General features: G+C 63.7%; 18 protein-coding genes and 1 riboswitch. Of the genes, 11 read left to right on the top strand and 7 right to left on the bottom strand.

The window, feature by feature from the left end:
* Positions 1-25: 25 nt before the first annotated feature.
* The 6 genes from RA302_RS07520 to mnhG are packed head-to-tail and all read left to right on the top strand — an operon-like array spanning position 26 to position 6,380.
* A complete protein-coding gene (locus tag RA302_RS07520; protein WP_019744494.1) occupies positions 26-2,863 on the top strand; it encodes a Na+/H+ antiporter subunit A in 2,838 nt (945 codons plus the stop codon).
* Complete coding sequence (locus tag RA302_RS07515) at positions 2,860-3,492, top strand: Na(+)/H(+) antiporter subunit C (RefSeq protein ID WP_338480010.1); 633 nt, start codon at positions 2,860-2,862, stop codon at positions 3,490-3,492. Before RA302_RS07520 ends, RA302_RS07515 begins: the two co-directional genes overlap by 4 nt.
* Positions 3,489-5,204 (top strand): Na+/H+ antiporter subunit D, encoded by a 1,716-nt coding sequence (locus RA302_RS07510; RefSeq protein ID WP_019744496.1) that lies wholly within the window; start codon positions 3,489-3,491, stop codon positions 5,202-5,204. Before RA302_RS07515 ends, RA302_RS07510 begins: the two co-directional genes overlap by 4 nt.
* A complete protein-coding gene (locus RA302_RS07505; RefSeq protein WP_003945063.1) occupies positions 5,201-5,773 on the top strand; it encodes a Na+/H+ antiporter subunit E in 573 nt (190 codons plus the stop codon). Before RA302_RS07510 ends, RA302_RS07505 begins: the two co-directional genes overlap by 4 nt.
* On the top strand, positions 5,770-6,039 hold the full coding sequence (locus tag RA302_RS07500; protein ID WP_003945061.1) for a monovalent cation/H+ antiporter complex subunit F: 270 nt from the start codon (positions 5,770-5,772) through the stop codon (positions 6,037-6,039). Before RA302_RS07505 ends, RA302_RS07500 begins: the two co-directional genes overlap by 4 nt.
* Complete coding sequence (mnhG, locus tag RA302_RS07495; protein WP_085989592.1) at positions 6,039-6,380, top strand: monovalent cation/H(+) antiporter subunit G; 342 nt, start codon at positions 6,039-6,041, stop codon at positions 6,378-6,380. Before RA302_RS07500 ends, mnhG begins: the two co-directional genes overlap by 1 nt.
* Here mnhG and RA302_RS07490 read toward each other — a convergent pair.
* The 5 genes from RA302_RS07490 to RA302_RS07470 all read right to left on the bottom strand — a co-directional run bounded on the left by RA302_RS07490 (position 6,346) and on the right by RA302_RS07470 (position 10,831).
* Positions 6,346-7,713, bottom strand: coding sequence for a DUF5933 domain-containing protein (locus RA302_RS07490; RefSeq protein ID WP_338480008.1), 1,368 nt, complete (start codon positions 7,711-7,713; stop codon positions 6,346-6,348). The two genes, mnhG and RA302_RS07490, sit on opposite strands and share 35 nt — an antisense overlap.
* A 105-nt stretch (positions 7,714-7,818) precedes the next feature.
* Positions 7,819-8,943 (bottom strand): glutamate--cysteine ligase, encoded by a 1,125-nt coding sequence (locus RA302_RS07485; protein ID WP_003945034.1) that lies wholly within the window; start codon positions 8,941-8,943, stop codon positions 7,819-7,821.
* 90 nt (positions 8,944-9,033) lie between these two features.
* Positions 9,034-9,735, bottom strand: coding sequence for a superoxide dismutase family protein (locus RA302_RS07480; protein WP_020906693.1), 702 nt, complete (start codon positions 9,733-9,735; stop codon positions 9,034-9,036).
* Positions 9,736-9,830: 95 nt separating this feature from the next.
* Entirely contained in the window at positions 9,831-10,427 is a 597-nt protein-coding gene (locus tag RA302_RS07475; RefSeq protein ID WP_069146182.1) for a LytR C-terminal domain-containing protein, read from the bottom strand.
* 53 nt (positions 10,428-10,480) lie between these two features.
* Positions 10,481-10,831, bottom strand: coding sequence for a DUF3263 domain-containing protein (locus RA302_RS07470; protein WP_007730120.1), 351 nt, complete (start codon positions 10,829-10,831; stop codon positions 10,481-10,483).
* 244 nt (positions 10,832-11,075) lie between these two features.
* Between RA302_RS07470 and RA302_RS07465 the strand changes: the two genes are divergently transcribed.
* Genes RA302_RS07465 through RA302_RS07455 form a run of 3 tightly spaced genes read left to right on the top strand, consistent with a single transcriptional unit; the run spans position 11,076 to position 13,447 of the window.
* Entirely contained in the window at positions 11,076-11,675 is a 600-nt protein-coding gene (locus RA302_RS07465; protein ID WP_019744501.1) for a peptide deformylase, read from the top strand.
* A 40-nt stretch (positions 11,676-11,715) separates the two neighbouring features.
* On the top strand, positions 11,716-12,627 hold the full coding sequence (locus RA302_RS07460; RefSeq protein ID WP_080712835.1) for a GNAT family N-acetyltransferase: 912 nt from the start codon (positions 11,716-11,718) through the stop codon (positions 12,625-12,627).
* A 16-nt stretch (positions 12,628-12,643) separates the two neighbouring features.
* Positions 12,644-13,447, top strand: a complete 804-nt coding sequence (locus tag RA302_RS07455) for an exodeoxyribonuclease III (RefSeq protein ID WP_338480003.1) — start codon at positions 12,644-12,646, stop codon at positions 13,445-13,447.
* A gap of 24 nt (positions 13,448-13,471) precedes the next feature.
* Here RA302_RS07455 and RA302_RS07450 read toward each other — a convergent pair whose 3' ends face one another.
* Entirely contained in the window at positions 13,472-13,903 is a 432-nt protein-coding gene (locus RA302_RS07450; protein WP_223257849.1) for a GNAT family N-acetyltransferase, read from the bottom strand.
* Positions 13,904-14,052: 149 nt separating this feature from the next.
* A riboswitch (TPP riboswitch) is annotated at positions 14,053-14,161 on the top strand.
* Here RA302_RS07450 and thiC point away from each other — a divergent pair.
* A complete protein-coding gene (gene thiC, locus RA302_RS07445) occupies positions 14,152-15,783 on the top strand; it encodes a phosphomethylpyrimidine synthase ThiC (protein WP_269577872.1) in 1,632 nt (543 codons plus the stop codon). Its footprint overlaps the riboswitch before it by 10 nt.
* Positions 15,780-16,622, top strand: coding sequence for a bifunctional hydroxymethylpyrimidine kinase/phosphomethylpyrimidine kinase (gene thiD, locus RA302_RS07440; protein WP_338479998.1), 843 nt, complete (start codon positions 15,780-15,782; stop codon positions 16,620-16,622). The genes thiC and thiD overlap by 4 nt, the downstream gene beginning before the upstream one ends.
* A 4-nt stretch (positions 16,623-16,626) precedes the next feature.
* Here thiD and RA302_RS07435 read toward each other — a convergent pair whose 3' ends face one another.
* Positions 16,627-17,478, bottom strand: coding sequence for an adenylate/guanylate cyclase domain-containing protein (locus RA302_RS07435; RefSeq protein WP_019744506.1), 852 nt, complete (start codon positions 17,476-17,478; stop codon positions 16,627-16,629).
* Positions 17,479-17,523: the final 45 nt, after the last annotated feature.

The raw sequence follows: 17,523 nt of genomic DNA, 5'->3' as shown, positions 1-17,523 counted from the left end.
CGCTGACAACACGACGGAGTGCCTTTTGCTCGCTATCTTGCTTGCCCATGCCGTTGCCGCCCTCTTGGCTCCGCTTGTGGTGCGCAGGTTAGGGCGAAACGGCTTCTTCCCCCTCGCGATAGTCCCCCTCGCCAGCCTCGGCTGGGTCATCGACAAATGGGGCACCGTCGAGACGCTGCACATCACCTGGGTTCCCGGCCTGTCGATGGACATCGACTTCAGATTCGACGCGCTTTCCGCCATCATGGCCGTGCTCGTCCTGGGCGTCGGCACGCTGATCCTGATCTACTGCGCCCGCTACTTCAACGACGACGAACCTCGACTCGGCATCTTCGCCGCCGAGATGGTCGCCTTCGCGGGTGCCATGTTCGGACTCGTGACCAGCGACAACATGCTGCTTCTCTACGTGTTCTGGGAACTGACGACCGTCTTGTCGTTCCTGCTCGTGGGTCACTACGCCGAACGCGCCACCAGTCGCCGCGCCGCGACCCAGGCACTGCTGGTCACCACCGCCGGTGGTCTGGCGATGTTGGTCGGCATGATCATCCTCGGCCAGGTCGGCGGCAGCTACAACCTGTCCGAACTGGTCGCGAACCCGCCGACGGGGTGGCTCCCGTCCGTCGCGATCGTCTTGATCCTGATCGGTGCGCTCTCCAAATCGGCAATCGTGCCCCTGCACTTCTGGCTGCCAGGTGCGATGGCCGCACCCACCCCTGTCAGCGGTTATCTTCACGCGGCAGCAATGGTCAAGGCCGGTATCTACCTCGTCGCGCGTCTGGCTCCCGGGTACGCCGATTCGCCGCCGTGGCGCATCACCATCATCAGTTTGGGTCTGCTGTCGATGATCCTCGCCGGTTGGCGAGCCATGCGCGCTTACGACCTCAAACTCGTCCTCGCCTTCGGAACCGTCAGCCAACTCGGCTTCATGATGGTCCTGGTCGGCATCGGCACGCGTGACGCCGCCCTGGCCGGCATGACGATGGTCGTGGCGCACGCGATGTTCAAGGCCGCACTCTTCATGGTCGTTGGCATCATCGATCACACCACCGGCACCCGTGACCTGCGCAAACTTGCTCACCTGGGTAAAGCGGCACCCGCTCTCGCGATCATCGCGAGCCTCGCTGCCGCCAGCATGGCCGGTCTACCACCGCTACTCGGATTCGTCGGCAAGGAAGCCGCACTCGAATCGGTTCTCGAAACGAACGCGCTCGGCCACTGGTCGTCCATCGCCGTCGTCACGGTGATCGTGTTGGGCTCGATCCTGACCGTCGGCTACAGCGTCCGCTTCATCTGGGGAGCCTTCGGGCGCAAGACCTTGAGCAAGCCGAGTCCGGCCGTGAGCAAGATGCACAAGCCGGGTTGGCTGTTCCTGTTCGCGCCCGGCCTACTCGCGGTTCTCGGTCTGGCCGCCGGCATTCTCTCGCCCCAACTCGAGAAGTTGCTGACGCCGTACTCCACCACGCTGGCCCCCGGACCTCACGCCGACTACCACCTCGCGCTGTGGCACGGATTCAACACTCCGCTGCTGCTCACCTGCATCGTCATCGCCGGCGGCATCGCGCTCTACATCGCGCAGCGTCAGATCAGCCGCCTGCACTTCGAGCACCCGCCGCTCGGCAACGCCGACCGCATCTACGACGCGACCCTGCGCGGCATGGACACCATCTCGATGCGCCTGACCGGTGCCACTCAGCGTGGTTCGCTCCCCCGCACGCAGTCGACGATTCTTGCGACGCTGGTCGTGGTGCCACTGTTCCTGCTGATCATCGACACCGATGGCGGCGGAGTCGACCTTCGGATGTGGGATTCACCCATCCAGTTCACTATCGCGCTGATGATGATTTCGGCCGCCATCGCCGCGACGCTGATGCGCAACCGACTCGCCAGCGTCATCCTCGTCGGACTCACCGGCTACGGCTGTGGCGTGTTGTTCGCGCTGCACGGCGCACCCGACCTCGCGCTGACCCAGTTCCTCGTCGAAACCTTGACCCTCGTGATCTTCGTGCTGGTACTGCGGAAGTTCCCCGCAGAGGTCGACGAGAGCAAGGCAATCGGCTTCAAGTGGCCGCGTGCCGCACTCGCCGTCGCCGTCGGTATCACCGTCACCACAATCGCGGCCTTCGCCACCAATGCGAGAAACACTCGTCCGATCTACGAACTGCTTCCCGACGCGGCCTACGACCTGGGCAACGGCAAGAACGTCGTCAACGTCCTACTCGTCGACATCCGCGCATGGGACACGCTCGGTGAGATCTCGGTGCTGCTGGTCGCGGCAACCGGCGTCGCCAGCCTCGTGTTCCGCAACCGCCGCTTCGGTATCGCGCCGCGAGTCGCGGACGCCCCCTCCGTCATCGTCGACAAGGCAGCCGCCAACTCGGACACGACGTGGTTGCGCGGCGGAGACCTCATCGATCCTCGACACCGTTCGCTGGTTCTCGAGGTCACCACGAGGTTGATCTTCCCGACCATCATGGTGTTGTCGATCTACTTCTTCTTCTCCGGTCACAATGCCCCCGGCGGCGGTTTCGCCGGAGGCCTGACGGCGGGCCTCGCCCTCGTGCTGCGTTACCTCGCCGGTGGCCGCTACGAACTCGGTGAAGCCGTACCCATCGACGCGGGCAAGATTCTCGGCCTCGGTTTGGCGCTGGCCGCGGGCACCGCCCTGGTGTCGCTGTTCCTCGGCGCTCCGGCACTCTCGTCGGCTGTCTTCGAGTTCACGCTCCCGCTCATCGGCCACGTCAAACTGGTCACCGCACTGTTCTTCGACCTGGGCGTCTACCTCATCGTGGTCGGCCTGGTCCTGGACGTACTCCGAAGTCTCGGCGCCCGCCTCGACGCAGAAATCGAGGTGAAAGCACCATGAGCGCAAATATCGGAATGCTGATCCTGATCGGCGTCCTCACGTCGGCCGGTGTCTACCTGCTGATCGAACGAAGCATCACCCGGATGCTCCTCGGACTGCTCCTGTTCGGCAACGCCATCAACCTCTTGATCCTGACCGTAGGTGGATCGGACGGGAATCCGCCCATCGTCGGCCGAGATTCGGTCCACGAGGAGATAGCGGATCCGCTCGCCCAGGGCATGATCCTGACGGCCATCGTGATCACGATGGGTATCGCCGGCTTCGTTCTGGCACTGGCGTACCGGTCTTACAAGATCAACACCGCCGACGCCGTCGAGGACGATCCCGAAGACACCAAGATCCTCAAGCGTCGCCTGCCTGCCGACGCTCCCGACCACGACCGCTCCGACGACCCGGTCACCGGTGCCCCGAGCATCGGCGGCGACGCATTCGACAAGGACGGCAACCCTATTCCCCTCGAACAACTGGTCAACCTCGAGGACATCGAATGCTACGACGACCTCCACGACGGCGACTTCGAGGACGAACCGGTACCCGACTGGGCCACCGACCTCGCTCGTAAGAAGGAATCCGAGAAGCGGCGCAAAGACGCTCGCCAGACCAAGATCGAGGGAGGTGGCGGCGTATGACCATCTCGGACAACCTGATGGGAGCCCTTGCGCCCCTGCCCGTCCTGATCCCGATGCTGGCCGCAGCTGCGACGCTGGTCGTCGGCCGACGTCCGCGTTTCCAGCGTGTCATCACACTGATCGCGCTCATCGGCGTCGTCGCGGTGTCTGGATTGCTGCTCTACCTCGCCGACCGCGACGGTACGACGGCCGTTCAGGTCGGCGGCTGGGACTCCCCCATCGGCATCACACTCGTCGTCGACCGTCTCTCGGCGATGATGCTCGTGGTCTCGTCGGTGGTGTTGCTCGCCGTCATGATCTACGCGATCGGTCAGGGTATTCGCGACGGTAGCGAGGCCCAGCCGGTCTCGATCTTCCTGCCGACCTATCTCGCATTGACCGCCGGTATCTCGAACGCGTTCCTCGCCGGTGACCTCTTCAACCTGTACGTCGGATTCGAGGTTCTGCTCGCCGCGAGTTTCGTGCTCCTGACGCTCGGTGCCAGCGCCGACCGCGTTCGGGCCGGTGTCTCGTACGTGATGGTCTCGATGGTGTCTTCGCTGATCTTCCTGGCGGGCATCGCCTTCGCCTATGCGGCGACCGGCACCCTCAACATGGCCGACATGGCCCTGCGCTTCGACAACATTCCGCCGGGCACACGAACCGCCATCTTCGCTGTCCTGCTCGTGGCGTTCGGCATCAAGGCTGCGGTCTTCCCGCTGTCGGCGTGGCTACCGGACTCGTATCCGACCGCGCCCGCACCGATTACCGCCGTCTTCGCCGGGTTGCTCACCAAGGTCGGTGTGTACGCGATCATCCGCGCGCACTCACTGTTGTTCCCGCAAGGAGAACTCGACAACGTACTGATGGTGTGCGGCCTGCTCACGATGGTGGTCGGCATCATGGGTGCCATCGCGCAGAGCGACATCAAACGTCTGCTCTCGTTCACACTGGTCAGCCATATCGGTTACATGATCTTCGGTATCGCACTGTCCACGACGTCCGGGCTGTCCGGCGCGATCTACTACGTCGCCCACCACATCATCGTGCAGACGACTCTCTTCCTCGTCGTGGGTCTGATCGAACGACAAGCCGGGTCGTCGTCGCTGCGCCGTCTCGGCGGTCTGGCGGCGGCCAGCCCGATCCTCGCGATCGTCTTCCTGATACCGGCACTGAATCTCGGTGGTATCCCGCCGTTCTCGGGCTTCATCGGCAAGGTCGCGCTCCTGCAGGCCGGTGCGGCCGACGCCAGCGCGCTGGCCTGGATCCTCGTCGCCGGCGGCACGATCACCAGCTTGCTGACGCTCTACGCCGTCGCCCGCGTGTGGACCAAGGCCTTCTGGCGAGCCCGCGCCGACGCGCCCGAAGGTGACCTCGCCGACGTCAGCCCGTCAGCACTGATCGACGAGTCCGAAGAGGATATCGCGTTCGTCGACCGCGAGGACGTCGGCAAGATTCCGGTCTTCATGCTGATTCCGACGGTCGGACTCGTCATCGTCGGCCTGGCACTGACGGTGTTCGCAGGCCGGATCATCGACATCAGCGACAGAGCGGCGAAGGATCTGCAAGACCGGTCCATCTACATCGACGCGGTTCTCGGCAACCACCGACCCGTGCCGGTCGACGAAGCTCCCGTCGCTGCAGACGACCCTGCTGTAGCTCCCAGTACCGATGCCCCGAACAGCGATGTCCCGAACACCGACGCCCCGAACACCGAGGAGGCTCCGCGATGAAACGCGAACAGGTACTCCGCGTCGGGATCCTGCTGTGGCTGATGGTCGTATGGATCCTGTTGTGGGGCAACATCAGTTTCGGCAACATCTTCGGCGGACTCGCCGTCGGCCTGATCATCATGGTCCTGCTTCCCCTCCCCCGTGTACCGGTCGAGGGTCGGGTACATCTGCTGTCGATTCTGCGTCTGCTGTGGATGATCGTGTACTACGCGATCCAGTCGAGTATCCAGGTCGCGTGGCTGGCGATCCGTCCGTCGCCGCCGCCGGTCACCGGAGTTCTGCGGTACCAACTCGGGATCAAGTCCGACCTGGTTCTCACGCTGTGCATCGACGTACTGAACCTGATCCCGGGCACCATGGTTCTCGAGATCGACCAGAACCGGCGCATCGTCTACGTCCACGTGCTCGACGTCGGCTCGCAGAAAGCCGTCAGCGCGTTCTACCGCTCGGTGGAGGATCTCGAACGGTTGTTCATCGCGTCGTTCGAACGTGACTCGGACTGGCAACCCAGCCCATGGCACCAGCGCGACTACGAATTCGATGCACCCCGGCAGGAGGACCAACCATGAACGGGTTCATCACCACCATCTTGATCATTTCCGGAGTGATTCTGCTGATCGCCGCCGTACTGACCACGTTCCGATTGCTCGACGGTCCGAGCTCACTCGACCGCCTCGTCGCTCTGGACACGATCATCGCGGTCTCGATGTGTGGACTCGCCGTCTGGGCCGCGTACAGCAAAGACACCACGATCGTTCCCGCGATCGTGGCGCTGGCACTGGTCGGCTTCATCGGTTCCGTGTCCGTCGCGCGCTTCCGGGTGAGTGACCAGTGATCGGCAACATCCTCGACACGATCGGGGCCATCTCCATCTTCCTCGGCGCGCTGCTCGCGCTGACCGCCGCGGTGGGAATCGTTCGCTTCCCCGACACCCTGCGTCGTATGCACGCGGCCACGAAACCTCAGGTGGTCGGACTGATCCTGGTGCTGATGGGCGCCGTGTTCCTGCTTCGTGGGAGCGTCGACATCTGGATGTTGGTCCTGGTGGGCATCTTCACGCTGCTGACCGCGCCCGTGATCGCGCACAGTGTCGGCCGAGTCGCCTACCGCGAACAGCGCGAAGAGGACGACCTCATGAAGATCAACGAGCTGGAAGACCCGGACTCTCTCCTGTAGCGGCATCCCACTCGCCGTCGCGCTCGCCCCACACCGCAAGAGCAGTGCCGGGGCGGGCGAAGAAGGTGGCGAAGTACGCGACCGACATGAGAACCAGGACAGCCATCAGCAGCGGTCCGAAGATCGCCGGGTACTCGGCCATCTGCACCGCAGCGAACCGGTACGAGAGCAACAACCCCGCGAGTAGTGCCGAGCCACCGATCAACAGACGCACTCGGAACCACCCCCAGCCTCGCTCCGGATCCCGCAGCGCCGCATCGAGGGTCAAGCACAGGACCGCACCGGCAATGAGGTCGACGCCGTAGTGGAATCCGAAACCGAGCGTCGCGGTCAGGGTCGCAACGAGCCAGAACGATCCCAGGCTGCGAATCCACCACGGCCCGCTGCGCGAGTGGATGAACAATGCGACCGCCCACGCGGTATGCAGGCTCGGCATGCAGTTTCGCGGTGCGGCGTCGTCGAACGGCAGCGACGACGGTGATGCGAAGTCGAAGTTGGGCACGATGTTCGGCCAGTAGTCACCGATCTGGATTCCGAACCCACGCGGACCGAAGGCGAACACCGGGCCGACCACCGGGAACAGGACGTAGAAGATCGGGCCGATCAGCCCGATGAGCAGGAACGTGCGCAGCAGGTGATGCGACGGCCATCCCTTACGTACTTGATAGAGAGCAACCACGATCACCGCGACCGGCAGTTCGACATAGATCCAGTCGAGGGCTGCTGCACCGACGGGGCCCATGGCGTCGACGATCTGGCCCATAACCCACGACGGATTCCCGAGAGCCTGGTCGGCGAGGAACACGTACTCGTCCCACACGTCGGTGCCGACGAGAATGGTGATCTCCAGCCACGTCTCGGCAACCTTGGCCGCGATGATGAGCAACGCGCCGAGAGCGACGCCGTGCAGAACGCTGACTCGACGCTCGCCGGACAACTTCCACACCGCGTACACCGCGATGGCCGTCAGTACCCAGGTGCCGCCGGTGCCCATCGTCAGCGGTCCACCAGAGAACCAACGGATCGCGCCAACGACCACGTCGATGACAACGGCCGCGGATACCGCGTAGATGCGTTCTTTGTTGTTCAGTCCAACCAGCGCGAGAGCGAGACCCACCCAGGGCATGGTCGCCGAGCGAGGAACGAGGAAGTAGTCGCCGAACAGGCTTTCCACCGGACCGAGATAGCCCTTGTACGACGCGAACGCCTGCACACCCAGGACCAGCACGGTCAATGCTGCTGTGCCGATCAGAAGGAGTCGATGAGAACTCGACCACGAACGATCCGACTGTCCGGGTACGCCCCCTCGTTGGGACCAACTGTCTATCAACACCGGACAATAGTAAACGCCGTGTGAACCGAATATGGACGCAGACTGGACAATCGGTCTGTATGCCCGTATTTCGACCCTACGAAACCATCGGCAACACGGAGTGCTCTAAGTACCCAACTCCGCGACCAATGCGTCGACTACCGCAACCAGATCGCCGCCCGTCGCTTCCGCGACACGGCGTTGACGCTGGTAGGAGGCACCGCGACGGGGAATGTCCGCCACCGACGCCAACTCGTCCGCGCAGCCGAGTGAGACCGCAATCGGCGCCAAGTCGTCGAGCAGGCGATCCAGATCGTCAGTGACGAGGCACTCGTTTGCGTCGGAGTCGAGGATGATCTCGGCGTCCAGTCCGTATCTCGCTGCGCGCCACTTGTTTTCCTTGACGTGCCACGGCTGCATGTTCGGCAGAGTCTCACCGGCACTCAGTCTGCGGTCCAGATCGACGATGAGGCAGTGGACCAGAGCAACGAGGGCACCCAGTTCGGCGCGTGTCGAGACGCCGTCGAAGACCCGGACCTCGATGGTTCCCCACTTCGGCGCGGGACGGATGTCCCAGTGCATGCCGCCGATCTTGGTGATCACACCGGTCTTCATCTGGTCGTCGATGAACGACTCGTATTCGGCCCAGTTCTCGAACTGGTACGGAAGGCCCGCGGTGGGCAGTTGCTGGAACATCAACGCGCGATTGGACGCATAGCCGGTGTCCACACCGGCCCACATCGGCGAGGACGCCGACAGCGCCAACAGGTGCGGATAGCGCTGCAGCAGTGCGTTGATGATCGGGAAAACGCGATCCGCGGACGAGACACCCACGTGAACGTGCACGCCCCAGATCAGCATCTGCCGACCCCACCACTGCGTGCGTTCGATGAGTTCGTCGTAGTCGGGTGTCCGGGTGACCAGCTGCGTCGACCATTGCGCGAACGGGTGCGTGCCCGCGCTGATGAGATCGACGCCGAGCGGATTCGCAGCGCGGCGAAGCAGATCCAGTGACCTGTCGAGATCACTCATCGCCTCGCCGACCGTCGAGTGAATACCCGTGACGAGTTCGACGGTATTTCGCAGTAGTTCCTTGGTGATGTGCGGGGTTTCCGAGCCGGCAAGCTCTTCGACCGCCGAAAACACCTCGGCTGCTGTGTTGGAGAGATCTCTGGTCTTGCGATCGACCAGCGCGATCTCCCACTCCACGCCCAGCGTCGGGCGCGGCGAACCTGGAAATGGAACTACCACGCAGAGAATCCAATCACAGTGTCGGTAAAAACACCGTGCTGGCTACTGCGTGGTAGTCGCCGGAAGTGATGCAAAACTCAGGTGAGTTTGTCAGCTCTTGGTGATGACACCGCAAGCGACGCGTCCGCCGGCGTCACCGGTGTCGAGCGTCTGCTGATCCGGTGCCGGCGCGTAACGCGTCGGGATGTTGCCGAAGTTGTCCGCACCGGCATGGATCATGACGGATGTTCCACCGTTTGCGACCAGTTCGTCGACGGTGAACGCGTCGGTCGTGGTGACCAGCGTGGCGGTGCCGTCTTCGAGGACCTGAACCGAAGTGAGGTCACCGCTCGCCGGGTGGCCCGAGTGCCCCTCGGCCTGGAAGTGTCCGCCTGCCGAGAGGAAGTTACCCGGCTCTCCGCCGCTGGGAGCTACGGAATTGGTCTCGCACTTGGCGACCTGGTGAACGTGGAATCCGTGGAAGCCGGGGGTCAGGCCCTTGGCGTCGAGGGTGACCTTGACGTCGCTACCTTCCTGCGCGAACGTGACCGTTCCGACCTTGGCGCCGTCGGTGCCGTTCAGCGTTGCGGTGACAGTCTCGGCAGAAGCGCCGGCGTGAGCCGTCTCGGAACCGTGGCCGCCCGCGCTTTCGTGCGCGCTGGGATCGGCTGCACCGGTCCACACCGGAGGAGTCGTGCCGGGGACGCTGCTGGGCTCTTCGCTGTTACTGCAAGCGGTCAAGCCGAAAGCGGCAATCGCGACTACAGGGGCAACGACGCGCCAGGACATACGCCGGGTGCTGCTGGGGGCCATCGAACCGCTCCTTTGAGGTGGCGAGAAAGTGCTTCTGATCATAACGGCGCGTGTAGTAGCTGGAACCGACGGGTCAGTTCCACCTTCACGACCGGTCAGTTGGAGGTCACGATCACGATCACGCCAGGTGACGCGTTCGCGATGCCGGCGAATCGAGGTTCTGCGGTGACTCCGAGTTCAGCTGCGATCTTCTGCGCCGCTGCCTTCTCCGCCGCGGACGATCCGTAGTACACCGTCGTCGTACTGACGGTGCCCTCGCTGTAGTTACCCGTCTCCTCGACGTTCCAACCTGCAGCCGTCAATTCCTCGGCAGTGCCTGCTGCCAGACCCGAGACGGTGCTGTTGTTGAGAACTCGAACGCTGATATTCGACGTGTCGACGCCGCTCGCGGAGCTGGAAGTCGTGGTCGTCGCAGTTCCCGAGGGGCGCGACGTAGTGGTGGTATCGCCCGAAGCGGGTTGCGTCGTCGCTGCCGGCTTGGAAGTGGCAGGTGCCGGCGCGGGGGCGCTCGTCGTGGCAGACGCCGAGGATTCGGCCTGCTGTGCTGCGGTGTTCTCGTCGCCCGATCCACCGTCGCTCGATCCACCCAGTGAGGCTGCTCCGAGACCGATGAACACGATCGCCAACGCGATCAACACCATGGCGATTGCGCGAAGCGGAGGTCCGGACGGCTGCTCTTTCGGGGTACTCACGATGTCGACCTTATCGCCAGTGCGTGGACAGCCCGATCATATGTACGCGTGATTCAGGTGACCTCGAAGCCGAGGCGACGGGCGGCCCTGGCCTTCTGACGGCTGGCACGCAGACGACGCAGGCGCTTGACCAGCATGGGATCAGCCGCCAAGGATTCGGGGCGATCGACCAAGGCATTGAGAACCTGGTAGTAGCGGGTTGCCGACATGTCGAACAACTCCTTGATGGCTTCTTCCTTCGCACCGGCGTACTTCCACCACTGGCGCTCGAAGGAGAGGATGTCGTGCTCCCGGCGGGTGAGGCCGTCTTCGCCCACCTCGTGCATGCCTGCTGTATCTACTACCGAATCGTCGGCGCCAGTGCCTTCGGACTGGTTCCGACTACGCGCGGTTGCGCCGTCCATGTCACTCCTCGACTGCTGTGCTCGGCGTCAGCGAGACTCGTATGCCCGGTGTTCTTTTCCGACCGATATTCTCGCGGCCGTGAGTTTCCCGGTCCCCTGGCCCGAAGGTAACTCACAATTTCCCCCGCGGCCCACGTTCCGACCGAGCAACGAATTACATCGCTGTTCTTCAGCAACCATTGAACCATGATCGAGTGTGCGGGCCGTGATAACTGCGCGGGCGCGCCGCACTATCCTTGTCCGCATGGCTATCCTCCCCATCCGAATCGTCGGCGACCCGGTACTGCACAAGGCGACAGAGCCGGTCACTCAGTCTCCGGCCGAGATCGCCGAACTGATCGCAGACATGTACGAGACGATGGACGCCGCCAACGGCGTCGGTCTGGCGGCCAATCAGGTCGGCGTTTCACTCCGAGTCTTCGTCTACGACTGCCCCGGTGACGACCGCAGCAGCGAGCGTCGTCGCGGCGTCGTCGTGAACCCGGTACTCGAGACGTCCGAAATCCCCCAGACGATGCCCGACCCGGAAGAAGACTTCGAGGGTTGCCTTTCCGTTCCCGGCGAGCAGTTCCCGACGGGCCGCGCCGATTGGGCGAAGGTCACCGGCACCGACGCCGACGGCAACCCGATCGAGGTCGAGGGCACCGGATTCTTCGCACGGATGCTCCAGCACGAGACCGGGCATCTCGACGGTTTCCTCTACACGGACGTGCTGATCGGCCGCAACGCGCGCGCCGCCAAGAAGATCATCAAGCGTTCCGGTTGGGGCAAGCCCGGTCTGACCTGGACGCCGGGCACCGTCGACGATCCGTTCGGTCACGACGACGACGATTACGAAGACTGAGAATTCCGCTCTGAACGGCAACATTTCGATCGGTAGCCGGGTGGTTTTGCGATACAAGCTCCCACCCGGCTATTCGCATCCCATGACCGACGTCATCGGCATCCTCGAGGGTGCCGATCCCATCGCCGTCCGCAGCGGCGACGGTCGGCTGGTCCAGGTCTCCGCCGATCAGGTGATTGCACTCAAGACTCTCTCGGCCCGCCCGATTCGCATCGGCGAGATTCGAAACCTCGAAACTGCTGCTGCTGCGGCGTGGCCGGGGGTCGAGCAGGCGTGGATCGACGGTTGGTTGCTGCGCGCCGGTCACGGCTTCACCGGCCGCGCCAATTCAGCTTTGCCGCTCGGTGGTGCGGGGACGGTTGCCGGCTTCGACGCGAGCACTCTCGAACGGATACGCCAGTGGTTCGGTGACCGCGGCCTGCCGACCCTGCTGCTCCTCCCCGATCGACTCGGCACCGCTCCGGACGGGTGGACCAGCGAGAAGGAAACCATCGTGATGGCCGCCGATCTGGGCAATGTCACGCTGCCGCTCGGTCCTCCGGTCACCTCGTTCGCCGACCGCCCCGACCACAACTGGCTGTCGACGTACGACGCCCACGGAGATCCGGCGTACGTCGAGGCGGTCCTCACGGCTGTCGTGGGCAGTGCAACTTTCGGCGCGATCGGAAACACCGACACGACGCTTGCCATCGGGCGCGCTGCGCTCACCGAGGCGCCCGATGGCAAGCGCTGGGTAGGACTGACCGGCATTCACGTCGCCCCTGAACACCGTCGTCACGGAATCGGGTCGCTGATCTGCGGAGATCTACTCTCCTGGGGTCGTCAGAACGGTGCGACGCACGCGTACCTCCAGGTTTCGGCGGAGAACTCCGCGGCGATCGCGCTCTACGAGCGGCTCGGATTCGTCGAACACCACCGCTACCGATACGCCACCGATCCTGTCGGCGGCTGACGCTAGGCTTGCCCTCGTGCGCATCGCTACTTGGAACGTCAACTCCGTCCGTGCCCGTACCGACAGGATCATCGACTGGCTCGGTCGATCCGACGTCGACGTCCTGGCAATGCAGGAAACCAAGTGCAAGGACGAGCAGTTTCCGTACGAACGCTTCAAGGAAATCGGCTACGAGGTCGCCCACGTCGGGTTGAGCCAGTGGAACGGTGTCGCCATCGCTTCGCGCGTCGGCCTGGACGACGTGCAGATCGGATTCGAGGATCAGCCCGGGTTCGACAAGGATCCCGAGGCAGACCCGGTCCGTGAGGCCCGTGCGATCGGTGCCACCTGTGGTGGTGTGCGGGTGTGGAGCCTGTACGTCCCCAACGGCCGTGAGCTGGAAGACCCGCATTACGCCTACAAGCTGGATTGGCTGGCGAAGCTGCGCGACGACGCGGAGGGCTGGCTCAAGCAGGATCCCGACGCGCAGATCGCCCTGGTCGGTGACTGGAACGTCGCTCCTACGGACGACGACGTGTGGGATCCCGCTTTCTTCGAGGGCAAGACCCACACGTCGGAGCCGGAACGAGCTGCGTTCACCGCCTTCACCGAGTCCGGGTTCGCGGACGTCGTTCGCCCGTACACCCCCGGCCCCGGTGTGTACACGTACTGGGACTACACGCAGCTTCGCTTCCCGAAGAAGCAGGGCATGCGAATCGACTTCATCCTCGGCTCTCCGGCATTCGCAGCGCGCGTCGAGGCGGCCGAGATCGATCGAAACGAGCGAAAAGGCAAGGGCGCCAGCGATCACGCTCCAGTGATCGTAAAGCTCGGAGCCTGATCGTCTGCTTGCAACTTTCGGCGGCTAGTCCTCGACGAGCAGTTCCAGATACTCGGGATGCTCGCCGAGGTACCGCTGAACGTAGGTGCACACAGGCCGCACCGACCATTCACGTTCACGGGCGCAGTCCATCGCGAACTGCACGAGTACGGCTGCCAGTCCCTGCCCGCCGTACTCCTCCTTGACGACGGTATGCATGTACGCAACCACGTCGCCCGCTTCGGCTCCGCTCCCCGAAATCTCGTCCTCGTCGCGGTATCCGAGGATGCCGACCAACTCGTCGTCGGAGAGCAGTTCGAATCGTTCGTGCGACGGATTGTCCACGAGCGTGACTTCCGGTGAGGTTCCGGTTCTCGAGTTTTCGATGTCGTTCATTGCGGCGACCTCCACGGCACGATCTGCAACTGCGCGATCTGCGACTGCTGCGTTCGCACGCTCTCCATAACTGTGATCCATGCCACTCATAGAATCAGCTACCGACGATGCTGTCCCGGGTTCGACCAATTTTTGCACCGCGAACGACTCCACCGCAATCGCAGTGAAACGCTTTTTCGGGGTTGAGATAGAGTCGCCCGGTGCCGCTGTGACAGCGGGCACAAATTTCATACAACCACCACGGGGGCTCGCACCAGCGGGCTGAGAGGACGGCTAGGGCCGTCGACCGGATGAACCTGACCGGATAATGCCGGCGTAGGGAGCGCACCATGCAGGAGAAGTCTGTCCGTACGGCTGTTCACGCGACTGTCCACACCGCTGTGACAACCGGCCCGATCGAGGGCAGTAGCAAGCATTACGTCGAATCGGATTCTCTCCGGGTCCCACTTCGACGCGTCACTCTCACCAATGGTGAGCATCTGGACCTGTACGACACGTCAGGTCCTTACACCGACACGGACGCCGACATCGACCTCGATGCAGGGCTCCCGACGACCAGGGACACCTGGGAACGCCCGGAAAGCAATCGGACGCAACTGGAATGCGCCCGAGACGGTGTGATCACCCCGGAGATGCGCTATTGCGCTGCACGCGAGGGCGTTTCAGCCGAACTGGTGCGTTCCGAGGTGGCTCGCGGGCGGGCGGTAATTCCCGCGAACCATCACCACGGCGAGCTGGAGCCGATGATCATCGGCAAGAAGTTCGCCGTCAAGATCAACGCGAATATCGGGAACTCGGCCGTAACCTCCTCTGTTGCAGAGGAAGTCGAAAAGATGGTGTGGGCGATCCGCTGGGGCGCCGACACCATCATGGACCTGTCCACCGGCAAGGACATCCACCTGACCCGTGAATGGATTCTGCGCAACTCACCCGTACCGGTCGGCACGGTACCGATCTACCAGGCACTCGAGAAAGTCAACGGAGATCCCACCGCTCTGACATGGGAAATTTACCGCGACACGGTAATCGAGCAGTGCGAGCAGGGCGTCGACTACATGACCGTGCATGCCGGTGTACGAATCGGTTACATCGCTCTGACTGCTGGTCGCGTCACGGGAATCGTCTCGCGCGGCGGCGCGATCATGGCCGCGTGGTGCATGCACCACAGGCAGGAATCGTTCCTCTACACCCACTTCGACGAACTGTGCGAGATCTTGCGCCGATACGACGTCACGTTCTCCCTCGGTGACGGGCTTCGACCGGGATCGATCGCCGACGCCAACGACGCCGCCCAATTCGCGGAGCTTCGCACTCTGGGAGAACTCACGCAGATTGCGAAATCCGCAGGAGTCCAGGTCATGATCGAGGGCCCCGGACACGTTCCCATGGACAAGATCGAGGAAAACGTCCGCCTGGAAGAGGAGCTCTGCGACGAGGCACCGTTCTACACCCTCGGACCGCTCGCTACCGATATCGCGCCGGCGTACGACCACATCACCTCCGCCATCGGTGCGGCGATGATCGCACGGGCGGGAACGGCGATGCTCTGTTACGTCACACCCAAGGAACACCTCGGCCTGCCCAACCGAGACGACGTGAAAACCGGTGTGATCACCTACAAGATCGCTGCCCATGCAGCAGACCTGGCAAAAGGGCACCCGAATGCACAGGCCCGCGACGACGCACTGTCCAAGGCGCGCTTCGAATTTCGCTGGTTAGACCAGTTCGCTTTGTCACTCGACCCGGACACCGCCAGGGAGTTCCACGACGAGACACTGCCGGCCGAGCCCGCCAAGACCGCACATTTCTGCTCGATGTGCGGGCCGAAGTTCTGCTCGATGCGGATCTCGGCGGACGTACGTCAGTACGCGGAAATCCTGGAAGCGGAAATCCCGGAAACCGAGTCCATCCGGACCGAGCTGCCGTTTCCCCAGGTCCGGTCGGTAGGCTCGTCGTCGTGAAGCTGCTGCCCCTGACCCCCGCCGGACAGACCCCGATTCGGGCATTGACCATCGCCGGAACCGACTCCGGCGGCGGAGCCGGCATTCAAGCCGATTCCCGCACGATGGCGATGTGCGGAGTACACGCCTGTGTGGCCGTCGCCGCTGTGACGGTCCAGAATTCGGTGGGCGTCAGCGGATTCCACGAGATCCCGCCGGAGATCGTCGCCGACCAGGTGCGCGTCGTGGTCTCGGACATCGGCGTCGGCGCAGCGAAGACGGGAATGCTGGCCTCGACAACGATCATCGAAGCGGTAGCCGCAGTTGCCGCCGAGGTGGGGATCGGCCGCGACCGACCGATTCCGCTGGTGGTCGACCCCGTGTGCGCGTCGATGCACGGCGATCCACTGTTGCACGAAGAAGCTCTCGACGCGGTCCGCAACACCTTGATCCCGGCTGCCACGGTGGTCACTCCGAACCTCGACGAGGTTCGGTTGATCACCGGCATCGAGGTCGTCGACGACAAGAGCGCCCGCCAAGCGGCAGAAGCGTTGCATGCGCTCGGCGCTCAATGGTCCATCGTCAAGGGCGGCCACCTTCGTACTTCGGAGTTGTCCACCGATCTGTTGTTCGACGGCGACCGTTTCCTCGAATTCAGCAGTGCCCGGATCGACACCGGCAACGATCACGGCGGCGGAGACACGCTGGCCGCTGCGATCACTTGCGCTCTCGCACATGGCTATTCCGTTCCGGACGCGGTGGCGTTCGGCAAAGAGTGGGTGACCAACTGTCTCGAGGCGTCGTACGACCTCGGCGCGGGACATGGTCCGGTGTCCCCGCTCTGGCGGCTCCAGGTCTAGTGCGCTAGTTCCGGCGTACGCGCCAGATTCCCAGGTCGACGGGAACTCCGTTGGGCGTGGTCGCGAAAAACCCTCGCCGCCATGGCCGGATCGTGAGATCGAGATCCTCCAGGGTGCCGGCTTCGAGTTCCTCGAGAGTTGTCGCCGACATCATGACGTTGCCGTCGCCGCCCAAGCCCATCATCCGGGCGGCGATGGTCACGTCGACGCCGAGCCAGTCGTCGCCGATCTGGCGCGGGGTACCCGTGTGGAGGCCGACGCGCATGCGTGGGGTGTATCCGTCGAGGTCGACTTCCGCGAGTGCGTCCTGCGCGGTGAACACCGCCTTCAAAGCCGCATCCGGGCGAATGAACACGGCCATCAGACCGTCGCCCATCCGTTTGACGACGTGTCCGCCGTTGTCGGTGATCGGGGTTTCCACGGCCTGCGCCACGGCACGCAGGAGCGTCAGCGTGGCGCCGTCACCGGCTTCGAGCGACCAGGTGGAGAAGCCAACCAGATCGGTGAAGACGATGGTCAGTTCTTGATCACCGCGGCCGCGGCCCATCTTTTCCAGCGCCGCCTGCCACACCTGCAGTGCTCCGAGGCTCACTTCGCGAGTGGCTGCCGGCTTCTGATCGAGCAATCTGTCAGCGACGCGGGCCACGGCGCGGGCACCGCCAGGACCTGCCAGCGAGAGCGGATCTCCGAATCCGGGATCACCGGGTAGTGCCCGCCTCAGCCGTCGTAGCGCGTCGATGAGCTGCTGCCGACGGTTCAGTTCTGCCGCAGAGTTCAAGACGACGTCGACGACGCCTCGAACCGAGGAGGAAGGAGCACCTGTCGTGTCGGTGCCCTCCGGGGACAGATCAGCCATAACTCAAGCGTAACTCAGAGTTACAGACAGTGTGCTGCCGCCGTT

Source organism: Rhodococcus sp. DN22 (assembly GCF_036669995.1).
GTDB lineage: Bacteria > Actinomycetota > Actinomycetes > Mycobacteriales > Mycobacteriaceae > Rhodococcus_F > Rhodococcus_F erythropolis.
Note: the sequence above shows the minus strand (reverse complement) of the source record. Positions and strands in the feature narration are given on the sequence as shown.

What these genes read in the sequence shown, in the direction of transcription:
- RA302_RS07515 (WP_338480010.1), top strand. Translation starts at nt 2,860, where the DNA reads ATGAGCGCAAATATCGGAATGCTGATCCTGATCGGCGTCCTCACGTCG.
- RA302_RS07435 (WP_019744506.1), bottom strand. Translation starts at nt 17,478, where the DNA reads ATGGCTGATCTGTCCCCGGAGGGCACCGACACGACAGGTGCTCCTTCC.
- RA302_RS07450 (WP_223257849.1), bottom strand. Translation starts at nt 13,903, where the DNA reads ATGGATCACAGTTATGGAGAGCGTGCGAACGCAGCAGTCGCAGATCGC.
- RA302_RS07480 (WP_020906693.1), bottom strand. Translation starts at nt 9,735, where the DNA reads ATGGCCCCCAGCAGCACCCGGCGTATGTCCTGGCGCGTCGTTGCCCCT.
- thiC (WP_269577872.1), top strand. Translation starts at nt 14,152, where the DNA reads ATGCAGGAGAAGTCTGTCCGTACGGCTGTTCACGCGACTGTCCACACC.
- RA302_RS07505 (WP_003945063.1), top strand. Translation starts at nt 5,201, where the DNA reads ATGAAACGCGAACAGGTACTCCGCGTCGGGATCCTGCTGTGGCTGATG.
- RA302_RS07465 (WP_019744501.1), top strand. Translation starts at nt 11,076, where the DNA reads ATGGCTATCCTCCCCATCCGAATCGTCGGCGACCCGGTACTGCACAAG.
- RA302_RS07470 (WP_007730120.1), bottom strand. Translation starts at nt 10,831, where the DNA reads ATGGACGGCGCAACCGCGCGTAGTCGGAACCAGTCCGAAGGCACTGGC.
- RA302_RS07510 (WP_019744496.1), top strand. Translation starts at nt 3,489, where the DNA reads ATGACCATCTCGGACAACCTGATGGGAGCCCTTGCGCCCCTGCCCGTC.
- RA302_RS07500 (WP_003945061.1), top strand. Translation starts at nt 5,770, where the DNA reads ATGAACGGGTTCATCACCACCATCTTGATCATTTCCGGAGTGATTCTG.